The 16,965-nt window shown below is 70.0% G+C and carries 16 protein-coding genes and 1 pseudogene; 11 read left to right on the top strand and 6 right to left on the bottom strand.

The window, feature by feature from the left end; translation table 11 throughout:
* Positions 1-27 precede the first annotated feature (27 nt).
* From ACGFIO_RS19990 to ACGFIO_RS19980, 3 genes are read left to right on the top strand one after another with little or no spacing between them, the layout of a single operon-like run.
* On the top strand, positions 28-528 hold the full coding sequence (locus ACGFIO_RS19990; RefSeq protein WP_392827752.1) for a SigE family RNA polymerase sigma factor: 501 nt from the start codon (positions 28-30) through the stop codon (positions 526-528).
* On the top strand, positions 521-898 hold the full coding sequence (locus ACGFIO_RS19985) for a hypothetical protein (protein ID WP_392827751.1): 378 nt from the start codon (positions 521-523) through the stop codon (positions 896-898). Before ACGFIO_RS19990 ends, ACGFIO_RS19985 begins: the two co-directional genes overlap by 8 nt.
* Positions 891-1,694, top strand: a complete 804-nt coding sequence (locus ACGFIO_RS19980; protein WP_392827750.1) for a hypothetical protein — start codon at positions 891-893, stop codon at positions 1,692-1,694. Before ACGFIO_RS19985 ends, ACGFIO_RS19980 begins: the two co-directional genes overlap by 8 nt.
* A gap of 356 nt (positions 1,695-2,050) precedes the next feature.
* On the opposite strand, the gene ACGFIO_RS19975 is transcribed toward ACGFIO_RS19980, so the two are convergent.
* Both ACGFIO_RS19975 and ACGFIO_RS19970 read right to left on the bottom strand, forming a co-directional pair.
* Positions 2,051-2,344 (bottom strand): antibiotic biosynthesis monooxygenase family protein, encoded by a 294-nt coding sequence (locus tag ACGFIO_RS19975; protein ID WP_392827749.1) that lies wholly within the window; start codon positions 2,342-2,344, stop codon positions 2,051-2,053.
* Between the two features lie 163 nt (positions 2,345-2,507).
* Positions 2,508-2,717 (bottom strand): annotated as a pseudogene (locus ACGFIO_RS19970) (transposase); the annotation flags it as partial.
* 751 nt (positions 2,718-3,468) lie between these two features.
* Here ACGFIO_RS19970 and ACGFIO_RS19965 point away from each other — a divergent pair.
* The gene (locus ACGFIO_RS19965; protein ID WP_392827748.1) at positions 3,469-4,473 is read left to right on the top strand and encodes a TerC family protein; all 1,005 of its coding nucleotides are present in this window, start codon (positions 3,469-3,471) and stop codon (positions 4,471-4,473) included.
* 444 nt (positions 4,474-4,917) lie between these two features.
* Here the strand turns inward: ACGFIO_RS19965 and typA are convergent, their stop codons facing one another.
* A complete protein-coding gene (typA, locus tag ACGFIO_RS19960; RefSeq protein ID WP_392827747.1) occupies positions 4,918-6,783 on the bottom strand; it encodes a translational GTPase TypA in 1,866 nt (621 codons plus the stop codon).
* Positions 6,784-6,914: 131 nt separating this feature from the next.
* Between typA and ACGFIO_RS19955 the strand changes: the two genes are divergently transcribed.
* Both ACGFIO_RS19955 and ACGFIO_RS19950 read left to right on the top strand, forming a co-directional pair.
* The gene (locus ACGFIO_RS19955) at positions 6,915-7,688 is read left to right on the top strand and encodes a lytic transglycosylase domain-containing protein (RefSeq protein WP_392827746.1); all 774 of its coding nucleotides are present in this window, start codon (positions 6,915-6,917) and stop codon (positions 7,686-7,688) included.
* Between the two features lie 176 nt (positions 7,689-7,864).
* The gene (locus ACGFIO_RS19950; protein ID WP_392827745.1) at positions 7,865-8,293 is read left to right on the top strand and encodes an uL11 family ribosomal protein; all 429 of its coding nucleotides are present in this window, start codon (positions 7,865-7,867) and stop codon (positions 8,291-8,293) included.
* Positions 8,294-8,396: 103 nt separating this feature from the next.
* On the opposite strand, the gene ACGFIO_RS19945 is transcribed toward ACGFIO_RS19950, so the two are convergent.
* Positions 8,397-9,026, bottom strand: coding sequence for an ATP-dependent Clp protease proteolytic subunit (locus ACGFIO_RS19945; protein ID WP_392827744.1), 630 nt, complete (start codon positions 9,024-9,026; stop codon positions 8,397-8,399).
* 229 nt (positions 9,027-9,255) lie between these two features.
* Between ACGFIO_RS19945 and ACGFIO_RS19940 the strand changes: the two genes are divergently transcribed.
* Genes ACGFIO_RS19940 through ACGFIO_RS19930 form a run of 3 tightly spaced genes read left to right on the top strand, consistent with a single transcriptional unit; the run spans position 9,256 to position 12,207 of the window.
* Positions 9,256-9,966, top strand: a complete 711-nt coding sequence (locus ACGFIO_RS19940) for a GntR family transcriptional regulator (RefSeq protein WP_392827743.1) — start codon at positions 9,256-9,258, stop codon at positions 9,964-9,966.
* A gap of 31 nt (positions 9,967-9,997) precedes the next feature.
* Entirely contained in the window at positions 9,998-11,488 is a 1,491-nt protein-coding gene (locus ACGFIO_RS19935) for an NCS1 family nucleobase:cation symporter-1 (RefSeq protein WP_392827742.1), read from the top strand.
* Entirely contained in the window at positions 11,482-12,207 is a 726-nt protein-coding gene (locus ACGFIO_RS19930) for an aspartate/glutamate racemase family protein (protein ID WP_392827741.1), read from the top strand. The genes ACGFIO_RS19935 and ACGFIO_RS19930 overlap by 7 nt, the downstream gene beginning before the upstream one ends.
* 331 nt (positions 12,208-12,538) lie before the next feature.
* Here ACGFIO_RS19930 and ACGFIO_RS19925 read toward each other — a convergent pair whose 3' ends face one another.
* Positions 12,539-13,198 carry an MBL fold metallo-hydrolase gene (locus ACGFIO_RS19925; RefSeq protein ID WP_392827821.1) on the bottom strand — a complete coding sequence of 220 codons (660 nt, stop codon included), beginning with the start codon at positions 13,196-13,198 and terminating at the stop codon, positions 12,539-12,541.
* The gene (locus ACGFIO_RS19920) at positions 13,195-13,899 is read right to left on the bottom strand and encodes a maleylpyruvate isomerase family mycothiol-dependent enzyme (protein ID WP_392827740.1); all 705 of its coding nucleotides are present in this window, start codon (positions 13,897-13,899) and stop codon (positions 13,195-13,197) included. The genes ACGFIO_RS19925 and ACGFIO_RS19920 overlap by 4 nt, the downstream gene beginning before the upstream one ends.
* A gap of 188 nt (positions 13,900-14,087) precedes the next feature.
* Here ACGFIO_RS19920 and rsgA point away from each other — a divergent pair, with 188 nt between their 5' ends.
* Positions 14,088-15,104 (top strand): ribosome small subunit-dependent GTPase A, encoded by a 1,017-nt coding sequence (gene rsgA / locus ACGFIO_RS19915; protein WP_392827739.1) that lies wholly within the window; start codon positions 14,088-14,090, stop codon positions 15,102-15,104.
* Between the two features lie 9 nt (positions 15,105-15,113).
* Entirely contained in the window at positions 15,114-16,856 is a 1,743-nt protein-coding gene (locus ACGFIO_RS19910) for a hypothetical protein (protein WP_392827738.1), read from the top strand.
* The last annotated feature ends 109 nt before the right edge of the window (positions 16,857-16,965 follow it).

Here is a 16,965-nt window from a genome sequence, read left to right as displayed (position 1 = left end):
TAACCCGCCCGGCTGCGTGTGTGAGACGTGACAGACGACGAATACCGCGCCTGGTACGCCGCGGCCTACGGCCGGGTGGTGGGTCAGGTGTACCTGATGACGGGCGACCTCGGCGAGGCACAGGACGTCGTGCAGGAGGCGTTCATCCGGGGCTGGAACCGGCGCCGGTCCTTCGCCCCTGGCGACGCCCCCGACGCCTGGATCCGGACGGTGGCCCGCCGGCTGGCCGTGAGCCGCTGGCGCGCCGCCCGCTCCGCCCTGGCCGCGTGGCGCCGGGCCGGCCCCGCACGCGACGATCCCGGCCCCGGCGTGGACACACCCCTGATCGTGGCGGCGCTGGCCCAGCTGCCCGAGGCACAGCGCCGGGCGATCGTGCTCCACCACCTCTGCGACCTCTCCGTCGACCAGGTCGCGGCCGAGGTGGGCGTGCCCGCCGGAACGATCAAGGCCCGCCTGTCCCGCGGGCGGGCCGCCCTGCGCGACCTACTGTCCGCCGACGACCTGGTCCTGGAGGCGCGCCATGCGTGAAGTGCTGTGTGACGGCTTGCTGCTGGGCGAGCGCGCCCAACTTCGGCGTCTTTCTGGGGAGCGCGCCCAACTTCGGCGTCTTTCCGGGGGGCGCGCCCAACTTCGGCGTCTTTCCGGGGGGCGCGCCCAACTTCGGCGTCTTTCCGGGGGGCGTGCCGGGCTCAGGCGTCTTTCTGGGGAGCGGGCCGAGCCCGGGCTCCTTTCCGAGGAGAGCGTCAGGCTCGGGCTTCCTTCCGAGGAGAGCGTCGGGCTCGGGTTTCTTTCCGAGGAGTGCGCCGGGCTCGGGTTTCTTTCCGGCGAGTGCGCCGGGCTCGGGCTGGACCAATTGCTGGGCGATGACCGTTTGCTGGGGGAGGGGCGCCGTGCCTGAGCTGGACGAACTGTTGCGCGCGGCCGCCGATGGGGCGGTCACCCGGACGAAGCCGGCCGACTTCGAGGCGGTGGTCCGGGGCGCCCGCCGGCGACGTGCCCTACCGGCGGCGGTAGGCGCCGGGGCGCTGGCCGCCTGCGTGATCATCGGGACCGTGGTGGTGGCCGGCGGCCGCGACCCCGCACCGGCGCCACCGTCGATCACCGCGGTCGCCGAGCGTGATCCGGAGCTGGCGCCGCTGCTGGTCGAGATCCCGGTAATCACCTGGACACCCGACCCGGGCCGATCCCCCGCCGGCGTCGTCGGCCACGTATTCGACGACGCCGTCGGCGGCGCCGGCTACGCCGCCGGCAACACCACGGGCGAGGATTCCCGGTTCAGCCTCGATCCGCAGCTGGAAGAGGCCGGCATCACCGGTCCCTGGGTGATCCCGTCCTACGTCGACTCGAGGGCCGAGCTGCGCACCATCGCCGCCCGGCTGCGTGAGGTGCCCGGCATCCAGGACGCCCAGGTGACCACCGTCCGCGGGATGAGGTTCACCGTCACCGTACGGGCCCGCCTCCGCGCCGACGAAAAGGAAGGCGGCAACGTGCTGATCGGCCAATCCGGCATCACCTGGGGCGCGAGCAACTTCAAACCCCGGGCCGGTGGCATCCGCGACTGGACGATGAACGCCTACTACCTGGGCGCTCCCCTCGACCGAGCCGCCCTGGACCGAATCAAGTCCCTCGCCGCGAACGCCTGGCGCATCCGCCCCGACCAGGTGATCGTGACCCCCCAGCCCCTCCGGGACTGAACCGGCACTCCCGCCGCCTGGCCGGCGTCACCGAGCCCGGTTCGCCTCGGTGACGCCGCTGGGGTCCATGGCTCGGCCGGGCTCGCGGCCCGGCTGACTCGCGGGCTCGACCGGCTAGCCGGTTGGCTGGCGTGGAGCTTCGGTGGCGTCGCCGCGTCCGTTGAGTCGGTGGCGTCCCCGGGTCCGCGTCTTCGCCGGCTCGCGGTTCGGCTGGCTTGCGGTTCGGCTGGTTCGGCTGGCTCGCGGTTCGGCTGGCTCGCTGGTTCGGCTGACTCGCGGTTCGACTGGCTCGCGGGCTCGTGGGCTCGGCTGGCTTGCGGCTCGGCTGCTTGGCGGCTTCGGCGGCTCGGGCGGGATCAGGCGGTGACGTCGCTGAAGTGCTCGACCACCGGGGGGCCGGCGAAGTGGGGGCCGATCAGGGCGCGCCACTGCTGGAACTTCTCGGTGGCGCGGAAGCCCTGCTCGTGGGCCTCGACACTGTCCCACTCGATGAGCAGGACAAACCGGGAAGGTGACTCGATGCCGTGGGTCATCCGGACCGAGCGGCAGCCTTCCGAGCTGGCGACGATAGGGCGGGCCTGCCGGTAGGCGTCGGCGAAAGCTTCTTCGTGGCCGGGGATCACGTCGATGAGCGCGACTTCGAGAACCATGATCGCAGCCTGCCACATCACGCTCGGCGCGCGGGCATCGCGCCCGTACTGCCGGCCAGGCCATGTTTGGGGCACGGCGTGGCGCCGCTGTCTGGTCGGCGCGACCAATTACGCAGGTGGAGCGAAGCGACCTCGGCGGGAGTCCGGCTGTCAGCAACGCCGTGACCAGCGGTCCGTCTCCGCGTTCGATCCCGATCCCCGTCACCTGACGATCGGCCAGCACCGCGATCAACCGGCCGATACCGGCCTTGTCATGCTCGGCAGTGACCCGCTCGACGACCTCACCCTCACCGTCGATCACACACACGACGTGGTAATTCTCAGCCCAGTCGACACCGGCGAACGTTCGCGCCGGTCCTGGCTCGTGGTGCACACTCAAAGCTGCTTGACCTCGCTGCTCTCATCAGCTGGACAAGCACCCAGGTCCCGGGGCATCACTGCCGGACGCTCATTGACGGGCGCTCAACGGCGCAGTAGCCCTGTCGCCAGTCGGGATGCCCCGGACCGCCAAGCCTCGCTAACACTCCCGCAAGCCCTCAACCCAAAAAGGGGGCAGCAAACGGTGGGCGATGACTCAACAGCCCAGATGCCATCCGACCCTCACGGGCCGGACAACATCAAGGGTCCGCCAATGAGCAGCGGTCTGAACCCACCACCCAGCTACGACATCAAGCTCTTGATCTGGATTTTGGCGATCCCGAAGCGCCCTGACCAGCCGTTGCTCGTGGTGCGGGGGCGGTCGAGGGGTGTCGATCGGGCGGCCGATCGACGCCCGCGCCCGGGGCGGATGCCGAGAGTGAGGCATGAATGAACTAGCCTCCTAGGATGCACTAGATGGGGTGTGGTGGGACGATCTGGGCAGGTGGCGGGGAGATGTCGCGCACTTCTTGCGGAGGAGATGTGTAGAAACGCAGCAGGATGCGACACAATGGCGAGGTTGCAAGGGGAGTATTCCTGCCGCGCCGGTCTCGTCAACACGGTTCTGTCTCTCCGGGGGCAGCAGCCCGGGGCCGGCGGTCGCGATCGGGGCTGGCCTGGTCGCGGCGGAAGAGACCTTCGACAGCCGCACGTCGCTGGATCCCCCGTCCGGCGATGACCCGTGTCTGCCGGAGGTTCCCCGACTGATGAATGTTTCCCCCTGGGTGTGGATCGCCACCCTTGCTGCCCTGATTGTGATGCTCGCCGTCGACCTGTTCATCATCGGTCGGCGACCGCACGAGCCCAGTATGCGCGAGGCCGGCACCTGGGTTGGCTTCTACGTCGCGTTGGCTCTGCTTTTCGGCGGCGGGGTGTGGTTCTTCGCCGGGGGTACGGCGGCGGGGGAGTTCTATACGGGCTGGCTGACGGAATACAGCCTGTCGGTCGACAACCTCTTCGTCTTCATGATCATCATGGCCCGGTTCGCGGTGCCGCGGGTATTCCAGCAGAAGGTGCTGCTCATCGGCATCGTGCTGGCGCTGGTCATGCGCGGCCTGTTCATCGCCGCCGGCGCCGCCCTGATCGCGCAGTTCTCCTGGGTGTTCTACATTTTTGGGGCGTTCCTCGTGTACACCGCGATCACGCTGCTGCGGCAGGGTGACGACGAGGAGGAGTTCAAGGAGAACATCCTGATCCGGTGGGCGAAGAGGGCGCTCCCGCTGTCCTCGTCGTTCGGTGACGGCCGGCTCACCACCACGGTCGCGGTCACCGGCAAGCGGCTGTTCACCCCGATGCTGATCGTGATGATCGCGCTCGGCACCACCGACCTGATCTTCGCGCTCGACTCCATCCCGGCGATCTTCGGCATCACCAAGGAGCCGTACCTCGTCTTCACCGCCAACGTCTTCGCGCTGATGGGCCTGCGGCAGCTGTTCTTCCTGCTCGGCGGGCTGCTCGAGCGTCTCGTCTACCTGAACATCGGGCTGGCCGTGGTGCTCGCCTTCATCGGCGTGAAGCTCTTCCTCGAGGCGCTGCACACCAACTCGATCGGCTTCATCAACCACGGCGAGGGCTTCCACTGGGCCCCGGAGATCCCGATCTGGCTCTCCCTGGTCGTGATCATCGGCACCCTCGGCGTCGCCACCGTGGCCAGCCTGGCGAAATCCTCCCGCGACAAGAAGAAGGAACTCGTCGGCGCCCGCCTGGGCTGAGACGGGGCCGTGTGGGCTGAGACGGGGCCGTGTGGGCTGAGACGGGGCCGTGTGGGCTGAGACGGGGCCGTGTGGGCTGAGACGGGGCCGTGTGGGCTGATCGGTGACGTGGGCCGCAGCCGCGCCCGCGAAATGCGGGTGGTGGGACGGCGTTGCCGGGTGAGCCGTAGCCTTGCCGGCCGCGACCCGCGTCAGTCGCAAGCCGCGTCTTGAGAGTTGCGGGCTGCAGTCCAGCTGACAAAGTTGTGCACCATCTCGCAGCCCGGTCACGATGCGGCGCCCGGGCGGCACCGAGGGCGTCGCCCTGATCAGAAGCCGACGCCGGGAGGTGCGCGCAAGCGCAGCGCCTCCCGGCCGGAATCCGCGGCGCGGAGGAACGTGGCGCCGGTGACACCCGGCGCTGTAAGACGCGGCGTGAGTCGTGGATCGGGTCTGACGGTTCCTTTACTTCTGGTGCTTGGCCCGGGCGGCGGCGCGACCGCGGGTCTGCTGGTCGAGGATCACCTTGCGGATGCGTACGGCTGCGGGGGTCACCTCGACGCACTCGTCCTCGCGGCAGAACTCGAGGGCCTGCTCCAGGGACAGCTTGCGCGGCGGGATCAGCTTCTCCGTCTCGTCGGAGGTGGACTGCCGCATGTTGGTGAGCTTCTTCTCCTTGGTGATGTTGACGTCCATGTCGTCGGAGCGGGAGTTCTCGCCGACGATCATGCCCTCGTACACCTCGGTGCCGGGGTCGACGAAGAGCGAGCCGCGCTCCTGCAGGTTGGTCATCGCGAACGCGGTCACCGGGCCGGACCGGTCGGCGACGAGCGAGCCGTTGCCGCGGGTGCGCAGCTCGCCGAACCACGGCTCGTAGTCCTCGAAGATGTGGTGCATGATGCCGGTGCCGCGGGTGTCGGTGAGGAACTCGGTGCGGAAGCCGATCAGGCCGCGCGCCGGGACCAGCCACTCCATGCGCAGCCAGCCGGTGCCGTGGTTGATCAGCTCTTCCATCCGGCCCTTGCGGGTGGACAGCAGGCTGGTGATGGCGCCCATGTATTCGTCGGGGGCGTCGATGGTCAGGCGCTCGACCGGCTCGTGGACCTTGCCGTCGATGACCCGGGTGACGACCTGCGGCTTGCCGACGGTCAACTCGTACGACTCGCGGCGCATCTGCTCGACCAGGATGGCCAGGGCGAGTTCGCCGCGGCCCTGCACCTCCCAGGCGTCGGGCCGTTCGGTCGGCAGGACGCGCAGCGAGACGTTGCCGATCAGCTCGCGGTCGAGGCGGTCCTTGACCATGCGGGCGGTGACCTTGCTGCCCTTCTGCTTGCCGACCATCGGCGAGGTGTTGGTGCCGAGGACCATCGAGATGGCCGGCTCGTCCACGGTGATCAGGGGCAGCGGCACGGGGTTGTCCGCGTCGGCCAGCGTCTCACCGATCATGATCTCGGGGATGCCGGCGACGGCCATGATGTCGCCGGGGCCGGCGCTCTCGGCCGGCTTGCGTTCGAGACCCTCGGTGATCAGGAGCTCGGAGATGCGTACGTTGCTGATCGTGCCGTCGGTCTTGCACCAGGCCACGGTCTGGCCCTTGCGGATGGTGCCCTCGTGGACGCGGCAGAGCGCGAGCCGGCCGAGGAAGTTGGACGCGTCGAGGTTGACCACGTGCGCCTGCAGCGGGGCGCCCTCGGTGTAGGTCGGCGCGGGGATGGTTTCGAGGATGGTGTTGAACAGCACCTCGAGATCGGTGGAGTCCTCGGGGACGGTGCCGTCCTTGGGCTGGGTCAGCGAGGCGATGCCGTCGCGGGCGCAGGCATACACGATCGGGAACTCGATCTGGTGCTCGTCGGCGTCGAGGTCGAGGAAGAGTTCGTACGTCTCGTCGACGACCTCTTTGATCCGCGCGTCGGGCCGGTCGACCTTGTTGATGATCAGGATGATCGGCAGCTTGGCGGCGAGGGCCTTGCGCAGCACGAAGCGGGTCTGCGGCAGCGGGCCCTCGGACGCGTCGACCAGCAGCGCGACGCCGTCGACCATGGTCAGGCCGCGCTCGACCTCACCGCCGAAGTCGGCGTGGCCCGGTGTGTCGATGATGTTGATGGTGACGGGCGCGCCGTCGGCCGGCTGATAGCTGATGGCCGTGTTCTTGGCCAGGATGGTGATGCCCTTTTCCCGCTCGAGGTCCATGGAGTCCATGACGCGGTCGGTCATCTCGCCGCGCGCGTGGGACTGGCTGCCCTGGCGGAGCATGGCGTCGACCAGCGTGGTCTTGCCGTGGTCGACGTGCGCGATGATGGCGACGTTGCGGAGGTCCGAGCGGGTTTGCATGTTCACCATTGTCGCGGGCGGTGGTTGCGGACATTGCCCCGGGGGTGTATCGCGTACGCAAGCTCACAGCTGAGTAATTTGTCCGTTTTTCGGGACGGCGTGGCGCGCTTGCCCGCTGTTAGCTTTCTGGGATGAGGCGGGGGAGAGCCGCGGCGCTGGTCGCCGGGCTGGTCGTGCTGGCGGGCTGTGGCCTCGCCCGGGGGTCCGCGGACGAGCAGAAACCGGTGGCGGCGAGCCCGGAGCCGATCACGTCCATCGAGGTCGTCGAGCCCGGAACGCCGGAGGAGCCCCCGCCGGTGGAGAAGAAGAAGGCGACGCCGTCCACGAAGGCGAAGCCGAAGCCGACCGAGGACCCGAACAACTTCACGCTGCCCGAGTGCGCGACCCGCGAGGGCAAGCTGGTGTCCAAGAAGCAGGCCAAAGCGGCGCTGACCACGGCGGCCGGGCGTACGTACTGGAAGAAGTCGGCGCCGAGGCTGAAGGTCTCCACCGACCTGGTCAAGGCCATCTCCTGGCAGGAGAGCGGCTGGCAGTCGAACATCGTCAACTGCGACGGCGGCCGCGGCCTGATGCAGGTGATGCCCGACACGGTCGACCAGATCAACTTCCGTTTCGGCGAGCACTACGACGCCACCGACTACCGGCAGAACGCGCAGGCCGGCGCCAACTATCTGGCCTGGCTGACCAAGGCGTTCGGCGACCAGTACTTCAAGGGCTCGTACGACCTCAGCCCGGCCAAGTGCAGGAGCCACGGCAGCATGTGCCTGCTCAACATGGTCATCTCCGGCTACCACGTCGGCCCGGGCGGGGTCGACGCCGCGCACGAGAGCGGCGAGCTGCCCAACCCGGCGTACGTGGATTCGGTCCGTTCGCTGATGAAATCGTGCTACTGCGACCGATACTGACCTGGTCGCAGCCGGCCGGCCGGGTGCGGCTACACTTGTCGGTGGAACCCGAGATCCCTGCTGTTTTGACCCGCTTCCCGGCGTCGCTGTAAGGTCTCGGGGTTGTTGTGCGTTCAGATGCTCCGCGTGGCTCCTACTTTCGGCCCGTGCAGCACACCAGAAGGAGCCTGTAAGCAATGCCGCCCAAGAAGAAGACCCATGAGGTGACCCTCGCGCTTGAGGCGGGTAACGCCGCGATGGTCGACCTCGGTAAAATGCTCGGCCCGACCGGCGCCAACATGCGTGCCGTCAAGGTGGAGTACGACGAGGCCACCGCGAAGAACCGCGGCGAGATCATCCCGGTCATCGTCTCGGTCTTCGAGGACCGCTCGCACCAGCTGACCTACAAGACGCCGCCGACCAGCTTCCTGATCCGCAAGGCGCTGGGGATCCAGTCGGGCGCGTCCAACCCGCTGACCCAGACCGTTGGCACGCTGAGCCAGGAGCAGGTGCGTTCGATCGCCGAGCGCAAGCTGCCCGACCTCAACGCCAACGACATGGAGGCCGCGGTCCAGGTCGTCTCCGGCACCGCCCGCTCCATGGGCGTCAAGGTCGCCGACAAGTAAGTCGCTTCCCGAAAGGCCCGCCTGATCCGTCAGGTGGGCCTTTTGTCGTTTCGGCCGGTTCTATCGTTTCGGCCGGTCGGATGCCGTCGCGGCGGGGGGCGATTCAGGTGGTGGGGCGGGGGGCGTCGCCGACCACTGTGTCGATGAGGCCGTAGTCGCGGGCCTCGGCGGCGTTCATGATGCGGCCGGTGGTCAGGTCGTCCTCGATGCGGCTGCGGGTCTGGCCGGTCACGTCGACCAGGCGGAGCACCATCTCCTCGAGTTCGCGCAGGTGCTGGCCGGCGGCCGACGCCACCTCGTCGGCGGTTCCGGTCACGCCGGCGGCGCGAGGCTCGGTGAGGCGGAAACGGGCATGCCGGTAGGCCGAACGCTGCTGCGCCGCGGCCAGTACGGCCAGCACCGCGCCGCCGGCCTCGCTGGTGACCACCGCGTGCACCGGCGCGGTCATCGAGTCGATCACGTCGGTGATCGCGTGCGCGGCGCCGAGCTCGCCGCCGGGGCAGGCCACGTGCAGCTGGATGGGGGCCGGACCGGATGCCTCGAGGGTGAGCAGCGCGGCCGCGATGCCGGTGGCGTCGCCGGCCGTGATCATGCCGCGGACCATCACGATCCGCTGGTCGAAGAGGCGTTCCTCGAGCCAGCCGGGCACCTGTGCACCGGCCGGACCGGGCGGCGCGGGCGTGGACCAGGGGTCGGTGGGCCGGTCGGGTCGGGGTTGCCAGCGCACGTCCATGCGATCGAATCTAGTCAGCCCGTCCGGTGCCGCCCCAGAGCTTCCGCTGACGGCAGAAGCGAAGGATGCGGCCGAAGCGAAGGATGCGGCCGAGGGGGAGGGCGCGGCCGAGGGGGAGGGCGCGGCCGAGGGGGAGGATGCGGCCGAGGGGGAGGATGCGGCCGAGGGGAGGGGTGGCGCCCGCGTCGAGGAGGGCGGTGTCCGTAACACGGGCGGCTTAGGGTGGGGCATGCCTGGTCCGCGACGGCGGTCGATTCTGGTCTCGCGGCTCGCGGACAAGCCCGTCGGGCGGCCGCAGAGCGAGATTCTCGATGACCTGCGGGCGGCGATTCTGGATGGTGAGGTGCCGCCGGGCTCGCCGATCCCGGTGGATCAGGTCGCGGCCGCGTTCGGGGTCAGCCGGATCCCCGTACGCGAAGCCTTGATGACCTTGATCGGTGAAGGGCTGGTCGATCACCGGCCGAACGGCGGGTACCGGGTCGCGATGATGACCGCGCCCGAGTTCGGCGAGTTCTACCTGGTGCGGGAGGCTCTGGAGACGGCGGCGTTGCGGGCGGCGGTGGCGCTGGCGGGGCCGGGTGACGACGACTCGGCGCGGGAGGCGCACGCCGCGCTCGACGCCGCCGTGACCCTGGGGGACGCCCGCGCCCACCACCGGGAGAGCCGCCGCTTCCATCTGGCGCTGATCCGCCCGTGCCGGATGCGCCGCCTGCTGCACATGCTGGACACGGCGTGGAACATGACCGAGCCGCTGCAGCCGATGTCGCATCTGGACAGCGCCGAGCGGGAGTCGCTGCACGACGATCACGCGGAGATGCTGGCGGCGTTCGTCGACCGGGACGTGGACCGGCTGCTGGCTGTCTGCGGCGTCCATCACCGGCGGCTGCAGTCGTTCATGGCGGAGCTGTCGAACCGGGAAGATATACCGTTCCAGTCATAGTCTTGTAACACTGTGTTCTTAGTTTGACCGCATGGCCGACATCATCGAGGCCGCCGGTCATCCGGTCGGCAGCGGAGCAATCAAGCCGGAGTACGACCCCCGGCTCGCCAACGAGGACCTCGCCCCGCTGCGCAAACAGTCGTGGGGCTCGTACAACATCTTCGCGTTCTGGATGTCCGACGTGCACAGCGTCGGCGGGTACGTGACCGCGGGCAGCCTCTTCGCCCTCGGCCTGTCGAGCTGGCAGGTCCTGGTGTCGCTGGTCGCCGGCATCGGAATCGTCTACTTCTTCTGCAACCTGGTCGCCCGGCCCAGCCAGGTCACCGGCGTGCCCTACCCGGTGATCAACCGCTCGGCGTTCGGGGTGCTCGGCGCCAACGTGCCGGCCGTCATCCGCGGGCTGATCGCGGTCGCCTGGTACGGCATCCAGACCTACCTGGCGTCGGCCGCGCTCGACGTGGTGATCCTGAAACTGTTCCCGGGGCTGATGCCCTACGCCGACGTCAGTCAGTACGGGTTCCTCGGGCTGCCACTGCTCGGCTGGTGCTCGTACGCGCTGCTCTGGGTCCTGCAGGCCGCGGTCTTCTGGACCGGCATGGAGACGATCCGCCGGTTCATCGACTTCTGCGGCCCGGCCGTCTACGTGGTGATGTTCCTGCTCTGTGGCTACCTGCTGGTCCGCGCCGGCTTCTCCGAGGTCGACCTGACCCTGGGCGAGGTGAAGTATCACGGCTGGGACGCGCTGCCGATCATGCTCGGGGCGATCGCGCTGGTCGTCTCGTACTTCTCCGGTCCGATGTTGAACTTCGGGGACTTCTCCCGGTACGGCAAGAGCTTCGCCGCGGTCAAGCGCGGCAACCTGCTCGGGCTGCCGGTCAACTTCCTGGTCTTCAGCCTGCTCGTGGTCGTCACCGCGTCGCTGACCGTGCCGGTCTTCGGCGAGCTGATCACCGACCCGGTGGCGACCGTGTCCCGGATCGACTCCACCTTCGCGATCGTGCTCGGCGCCCTGACCTTCACCATCGCCACGATCGGCATCAACATCGTCGCGAACTTCATCTCCCCGGCCTTCGACTTCTCCAACGTCAGCCCGCAACGGATCAGCTGGCGGGCCGGCGGCATGATCGCCGCGGTCGGCTCGGTGCTGATCACGCCGTGGAACCTTTACAACAATCCCGAGGTCATCCACTACACCCTGGAGACGCTGGGCGCCTTCATCGGCCCGCTGTTCGGCGTGCTGATCGCCGACTACTACCTGGTACGCAAGCAGCGGGTCGAGGTCGACGAGATGTTCACGATGAGTCCGGCCGGCCGCTACTGGTACCGCAACGGCTACAACCCCGCCGCGGTCATCGCCACCGCAGTCGGCGCGGTCATCGCGGTGATCCCGGTGCTGTGGACCGGCGGCCCCGGCATGCACGAGGTCGCCCAGTACAGCTGGTTCATCGGCTGCGGCCTCGGCTTCGCCACCTACTGGCTGCTGGTGCCGGTCTTCCGGGTCCGGGACCTGTCCCGGTGCTGATCCGGGTGGTCAACCCCAACACGACCGCGTCGATGACGGCGCTGATCGAGCGGAGTGCCCGGGCGGTGGCCGGCCCGGGCACGACGATCGAGGCGGTCACGTCCACGATGGGCCCGGCGTCGATCGAGAGCCACTACGACGAGGCGCTCGCCGTCCCCGGTGTGCTCGCCGCGGTTTCCACACCATCCGACGGGTACGTGCTGGCCTGCTTCGGCGACCCCGGCCTGGACGCCGCCCGGGAGGTGGCGCACGGTCCCGTGGTCGGCATAGCCGAGGCGGCGATGCACGCGGCGTCGTTCGTCGGTCGCGGCTTCAGCGTCGTCACCACCCTGGACCGGACCAGGGGCCGGGCCTGGGAGCTGGCCGCACGCTACGTGGCCCCGGGCGTCTGCCGCGGCGTGTACGCCTGCGACATCCCGGTCCTCGACCTGGAATCCGATCCGGCCGTGCTGAAACAGGTGGTGGACCTGTCGCGTACGGCCCTGGAGCGCGACGGCTCCGACGTGATCGTCCTGGGCTGCGCGGGCATGGCGTCGTTGTGCGCGGCGGCGTCGGCTGAGCTCGGGGTCCCGGTCATCGACGGCGTGGCCGCGGCCGTCACGACGACCGAGGCCCTGATCCGCCTGGGTGCCGTCACGTCGCCCCGGGGCGAGTACGCCGCACCGCCCGCGAAGCCCTACACCGGGCTCCTCTCCGGCTTCGGCCGGTCACCGGGCTGACGGCGCACCGGCACGCAGGATCTCCGACCACGCCGACGACCCGTCCGTCCGGCGTCTCGAGGACGGCGTCGACCTCGACACCGTACTTCGTGCGGTAATGGTGGAGGGCCGCACGCTCGTCGGTCCAGGTGAGCTGCCGACGAAGGTCGCCGGATCGTCGTGTGCTGAGTGACGTGTGGCCGGGTCGTCGAGGAGCCATGGTCAGTGGTCATCTGGCCGCGACATCCGTGGTCATCTGGCCGCTCAGTTGGTGGTCATTTGGCCGCGGTCAACGGCTTTCCGGCGGAGACGGCGGCCGGATCAGTGGATCGAGTTGACCTGTGGCCGTGGGCTACCAGCCGCGGGCGTGCCATTCCGGCAGTGACGGGCGCTCGGCCCCCAGCGTCGAGTCCTTGCCGTGGCCGGGGTAGAACCAGGTGTCGTCGCCGAAGCGGCCGAACAGTTTCGACTCGACGTCGCCGATCAGCGAGGCGAAGTTCTTCTTGTTGCCGCGGGTGTTGCCGACCCCACCGGGGAAGAGGGAATCGCCGGTCCACAGGTGGGCCGAGCCGGCCGGATCGCGGTAGGCCAGGGTGATCGAGCCGGGGGTGTGGCCCACGATGTGGATCACCTCGAGGGTGCGGTCGCCCACCGGCACCGTGTCGCCGTCGGCCAGGGTGCGGGTCACCACCGGGATCTCGGTGGCGTCGTCGGCGTGGGCCAGCGACTCGGCGCCGGTCGCCCGGACCACCTCGGTCAGGGCGCCGGTGTGGTCGCCGTGCCGGTGGGTGGTGATCACCGCCGTGAGGCCGGCCGGGCCGATCAGGTCGAGCAGACGGTCGGCCTCGTTGGCCGCGTCGATCAGCACCTGGCTGCCGTCGGCCCGGCAGCGCAGCAGGTAGGCATTGTTGTCCATCGGGCCGACGGACAGCTTGGTGACGGTCAGGCCGGGCAGCTCGCGGACGGCGGGCGGCCCGCCGGGCGTGACGTCGCCGGTGTAGTCGCTCATCATTTCCACCTCGGAACCACGGGAAGCTCGCCGTCGGGCGAGACGGTCAGGTCGGCGCCGTCGCCGCGGCCGGAGAGCCAGGCCGCGATCGAGCGGGTGGGCCCGCCCACGACCGGCGCGTCCGGGTTGTCGCCGATCAGGAGCGGATGATCGATCCCGTACGGGCGGAGCACCAGCGCGAACCCGTCGTCGGCGAACCCGGTCACGATCTCGCGCAGCAGCCGCAGCGCGAAGCCGTCGGTCCAGTCGCCGGGCCCGTAACCGGCGTCCAGGTCGACGTGGTGCACCTCGACCTCGCGCAGCCGGGCCCACGGCACGGCCGCCGCCGACTGGCCGGTGGGCTCCAGGAAGAAGGTCCACGCCTCGGCGGTCATCGCGGCGGCCGCGTCGGAGAAGCGCTCGTGGGCGTCGCGGATGTCGACGATCTGCTCGCGCAGCGGCCGGTCGGCGCCGGCCTCGATGCCCTCGGTGCGGGCCGCCGGGGACGCGTACGACGGCGTCTCGACCCCGGTCCGGGCCCAGGTCAGCAGGTTGGTGTAGGCGTCGGCGTTGCGCGCCACGTGGGTGAGCACGTGTCCCACGGTCCAGCCGGGCAGCGCCGACGGCTGGGTCACGGTCACCGGGTCGAGGCCCTCGGCGGTGCGCAGGAGGCGCCCGGTGGCGGCCTCGACATCGGTCATCAGGACGAGCGGATCGATGGTCACGCCGAAACCCTAGCTGGCCGGGGCCGCCGGAATTCACTTTCCCCGCCGGTGATGGCGAACGTACCGTCTGTGCCAGGACTCCGGCCGGAGCGACGCCGCCTGTTTCAGCTTCATTCCCGGGGCGCCGGCACCGGTGGCGAATCTGGAAATAGGCGTTGGGGGGTCACCCACACGATCTAAGGGCTCACATGAAACAAGACCTGTTCCAGCTCGGCTGGGACGACAACTTCGCATCCGCGTACCGGCCGGCCGCCGACTGCACGCCCGCCCGGGTGCTGCGGGCCGACCGCGGCGTCTGCACCACCCTCGGCACCGACGGTGTGATCCGTGCCTCACTGGCCGGTGGGCTGCTGCTGGCCGCCGCCGGTGACCCGGCCCGGCTGCCCTGCGCGGGCGACTGGGTGGTGCTGCGGCGCTGGCCCGATCGGCGTACCACTGTGGAAGGTGTGCTCCCACGCCGCACCACCCTGATCCGGCGGACCGCCGACAAGGACGCCAGCGGGCAGGTGCTGGCGGCGAACATGGACACCGTCGCGGTGGTCGAGCCGATCGACCCGGCGCCCGACAGCGCCCGCGTCGAACGGCTGCTGGCGCTGGCCTGGGAGTCGGGCGCCGAACCGGTGCTGGTGCTGTCGAAGGCCGACACCGCCCGCGACCCCGAGGCCATCGCGCGGCAGATGCGGCAGCTCGCTCCGGGCGTACCCGTGCAGGCCGTGAGCGTGACCAAGCGGAAGGGTCTGGCCAAACTCAGAGCCCTCGTCCCGCCGGGCCGGACCCTGGCCCTGCTGGGCCGGTCCGGGGCCGGCAAGTCGACGATCGTCAACGCGCTGGCCGGCGCGGACGTGATGCCGGTGCAGGCGATCCGGCGCGTTGACGGCAAGGGGCGGCACACCACCGCCTACCGCAACCTGGTGCCGGTGCCGGGCGGGGGAGCGGTGCTGGACACGCCGGGCATCCGCGGCGTCGGCCTGCTCGACACCGCGGCCGGGCTGGACCACGCGTTCGCCGACATCGCCGGACTGGCGGTGTTCTGCCGGTTCGGTGACTGCCGGCACGAGGCCGAACCGGGCTGCGCGGTGCGGGACGCGATCGCCGCCGGCACGCTGACCCGGCGCCGGCTCGACAGCTGGCGCAAACTGCACAAAGAGGTGGCGGTGGAGAGCGCTCGGCTGGCCGCTTCCGGGCGGCGCAAGCCTCGCCTCTAAACTGCCCCGGTGCAGGCCGAAGGTAAATTCCGCGAGTGGTGGGCCTGGCTGAGTTTCCCGGTACTGGCCGTCCTGGTCATGATTCGGCTCTGGGCCGACCCGGCCGGCCGGGTGCTGTCGCACAACGACGACGACCACGGCTTCTTCCTGTTCGTGATGGCGCACGGCGAGCGGGTGCTGTTCCACGGTGAGAACCCGTTCTTCACCGACCGGCTGAACGTGCCCGACGGCGTGAACATGATGGCCAACACGTCGATCCTCGCGCTGAGCGTGCCGGTGGCGCCGGTCACCCACTTCCTCGGCGCCGGCGTGTCCCTGGTGCTGCTGCTGACGCTGGGCCTGGCCGGCACCGCCGCCGCCTGGTACTGGGTGCTCCGGCGGCTGGTGACCAGCCCGGTCGCGGCCTGGCTGGGCGCGCTGTGGTGCGGCTTCTGCCCGGCGATGGTGTCGCACGCCAACGGGCACATCAACTTCGTCAGCCAGTTCGTGGTGCCGTTCATCGTCTGGCAGGTGCTGCGGCTGCGCGAGCCGGGGCGGGTGGTGCGCGGCGGGGTCCTGCTCGGGCTGCTGATCGTGCTGCAGGTCTTCGTCAACGAGGAGGTCCTGCTCTTCACGGCGCTCACGCTGGGCGTCTTCGTGATCGCGTACGCCCTGATGGCGTGGCCCGAGGCCAGGGAGGTGGCCGGGCGGGTCGCCGCGGGCATCGGTGTCGCCGCCGTCACCGCGGGCGTGCTCCTGATCTACCCGCTGTGGTGGCAGTTCTCCGGGCCGGGCCACTACGAGGGCCAGCCCTTCACACCCGACGAGTACGTGACCGACCTGCTGTCGCTGGGCGCGTACGCCCGGCAGTCGCTGGCCGGCAACTCCTACATCGCCGGCGTGCTGAGCGTCAGCGAGACCGAGGAGAACACGTTCTTCGGCCTGCCGCTGCTGGTCCTGCTGGTGATCGGCGTACGGATGGCCTGGCGCCGCTCGGTCGCCGCCCGCTCGGTCGCCATCGCCGCCCTGCTCATGCTGCTCGTCTCCATGGGCCCGCACCTGCGCGCCTCGGGCATCACCACCACCGTCCCGCTGCCGTTCGGGCTGTTCAGCCACCTGCCGGTGATCAACCTGGTCAGCGTGACCCGGTTCGCCATGGTCACCGCCACCCTCGTCGGCGTGCTGCTCGCCCTGACCGTCGACCGGGGGGTGCGCCTGACCGGCCGTGCCCGCCTCTGGTTCCTGGCCGGGCTGGTTGTGGCCCTGGTGCCGGTGCTGCCCAAACCGCTGCCGACCATCCCGGCCACCCCGCTGCCGCGGTTCATCGCCGCCGAGATGTGGCGGCCGTACGTCACCGGCGACCGCACCGTGGTGCCGGTGCCGCTGCCCGAGGTCACCACCGGACGCGAGGCGATGCGCTGGGCCGCCCTCAGCAACCTCGAGTTCCGGGTGCCGCGCGGCTACTTCATGGGACCGCGGAACGCGCCGTCCGACCTGACCGGGTCGTGGAACGCGCCCCACCGGCCGACGTCCGTGCTGCTCTGGAAGGTGCGCGAGTACGGGCAGATCCCGTCGGTGACTCCGCGGGAACGGGCCGACGCGGTGGCCGACCTCACGTTCTGGCGGGCCGGGGTGGTCGTGCTGGTGCCCGGGAGCCGGAACGTGGATGCTTTGGGTGTCACCCTGACCCAACTGCTCGGCCGCGGCCCGCAGCAGGCCGGCGGGGTGCTGCTGTGGGACGTACGGGATCTTCCGGTTCCCCCTCGCGGGTGACGATTGCTCCGCCGGATCTGCGGGAATGTGCGTCAAGTGCACGACGCTGTACCCCGTCGGCCCGTTCTTGTCATACCCCGTGGCTAGAGTGGCCGCGATTCTGCTGACT

The sequence above is a fragment of the Actinoplanes sp. NPDC049265 genome, from assembly GCF_043197135.1.
In the GTDB taxonomy this organism is placed as follows: Bacteria; Actinomycetota; Actinomycetes; order Mycobacteriales; family Micromonosporaceae; genus Actinoplanes.
Note: the sequence above shows the minus strand (reverse complement) of the source record. Positions and strands in the feature narration are given on the sequence as shown.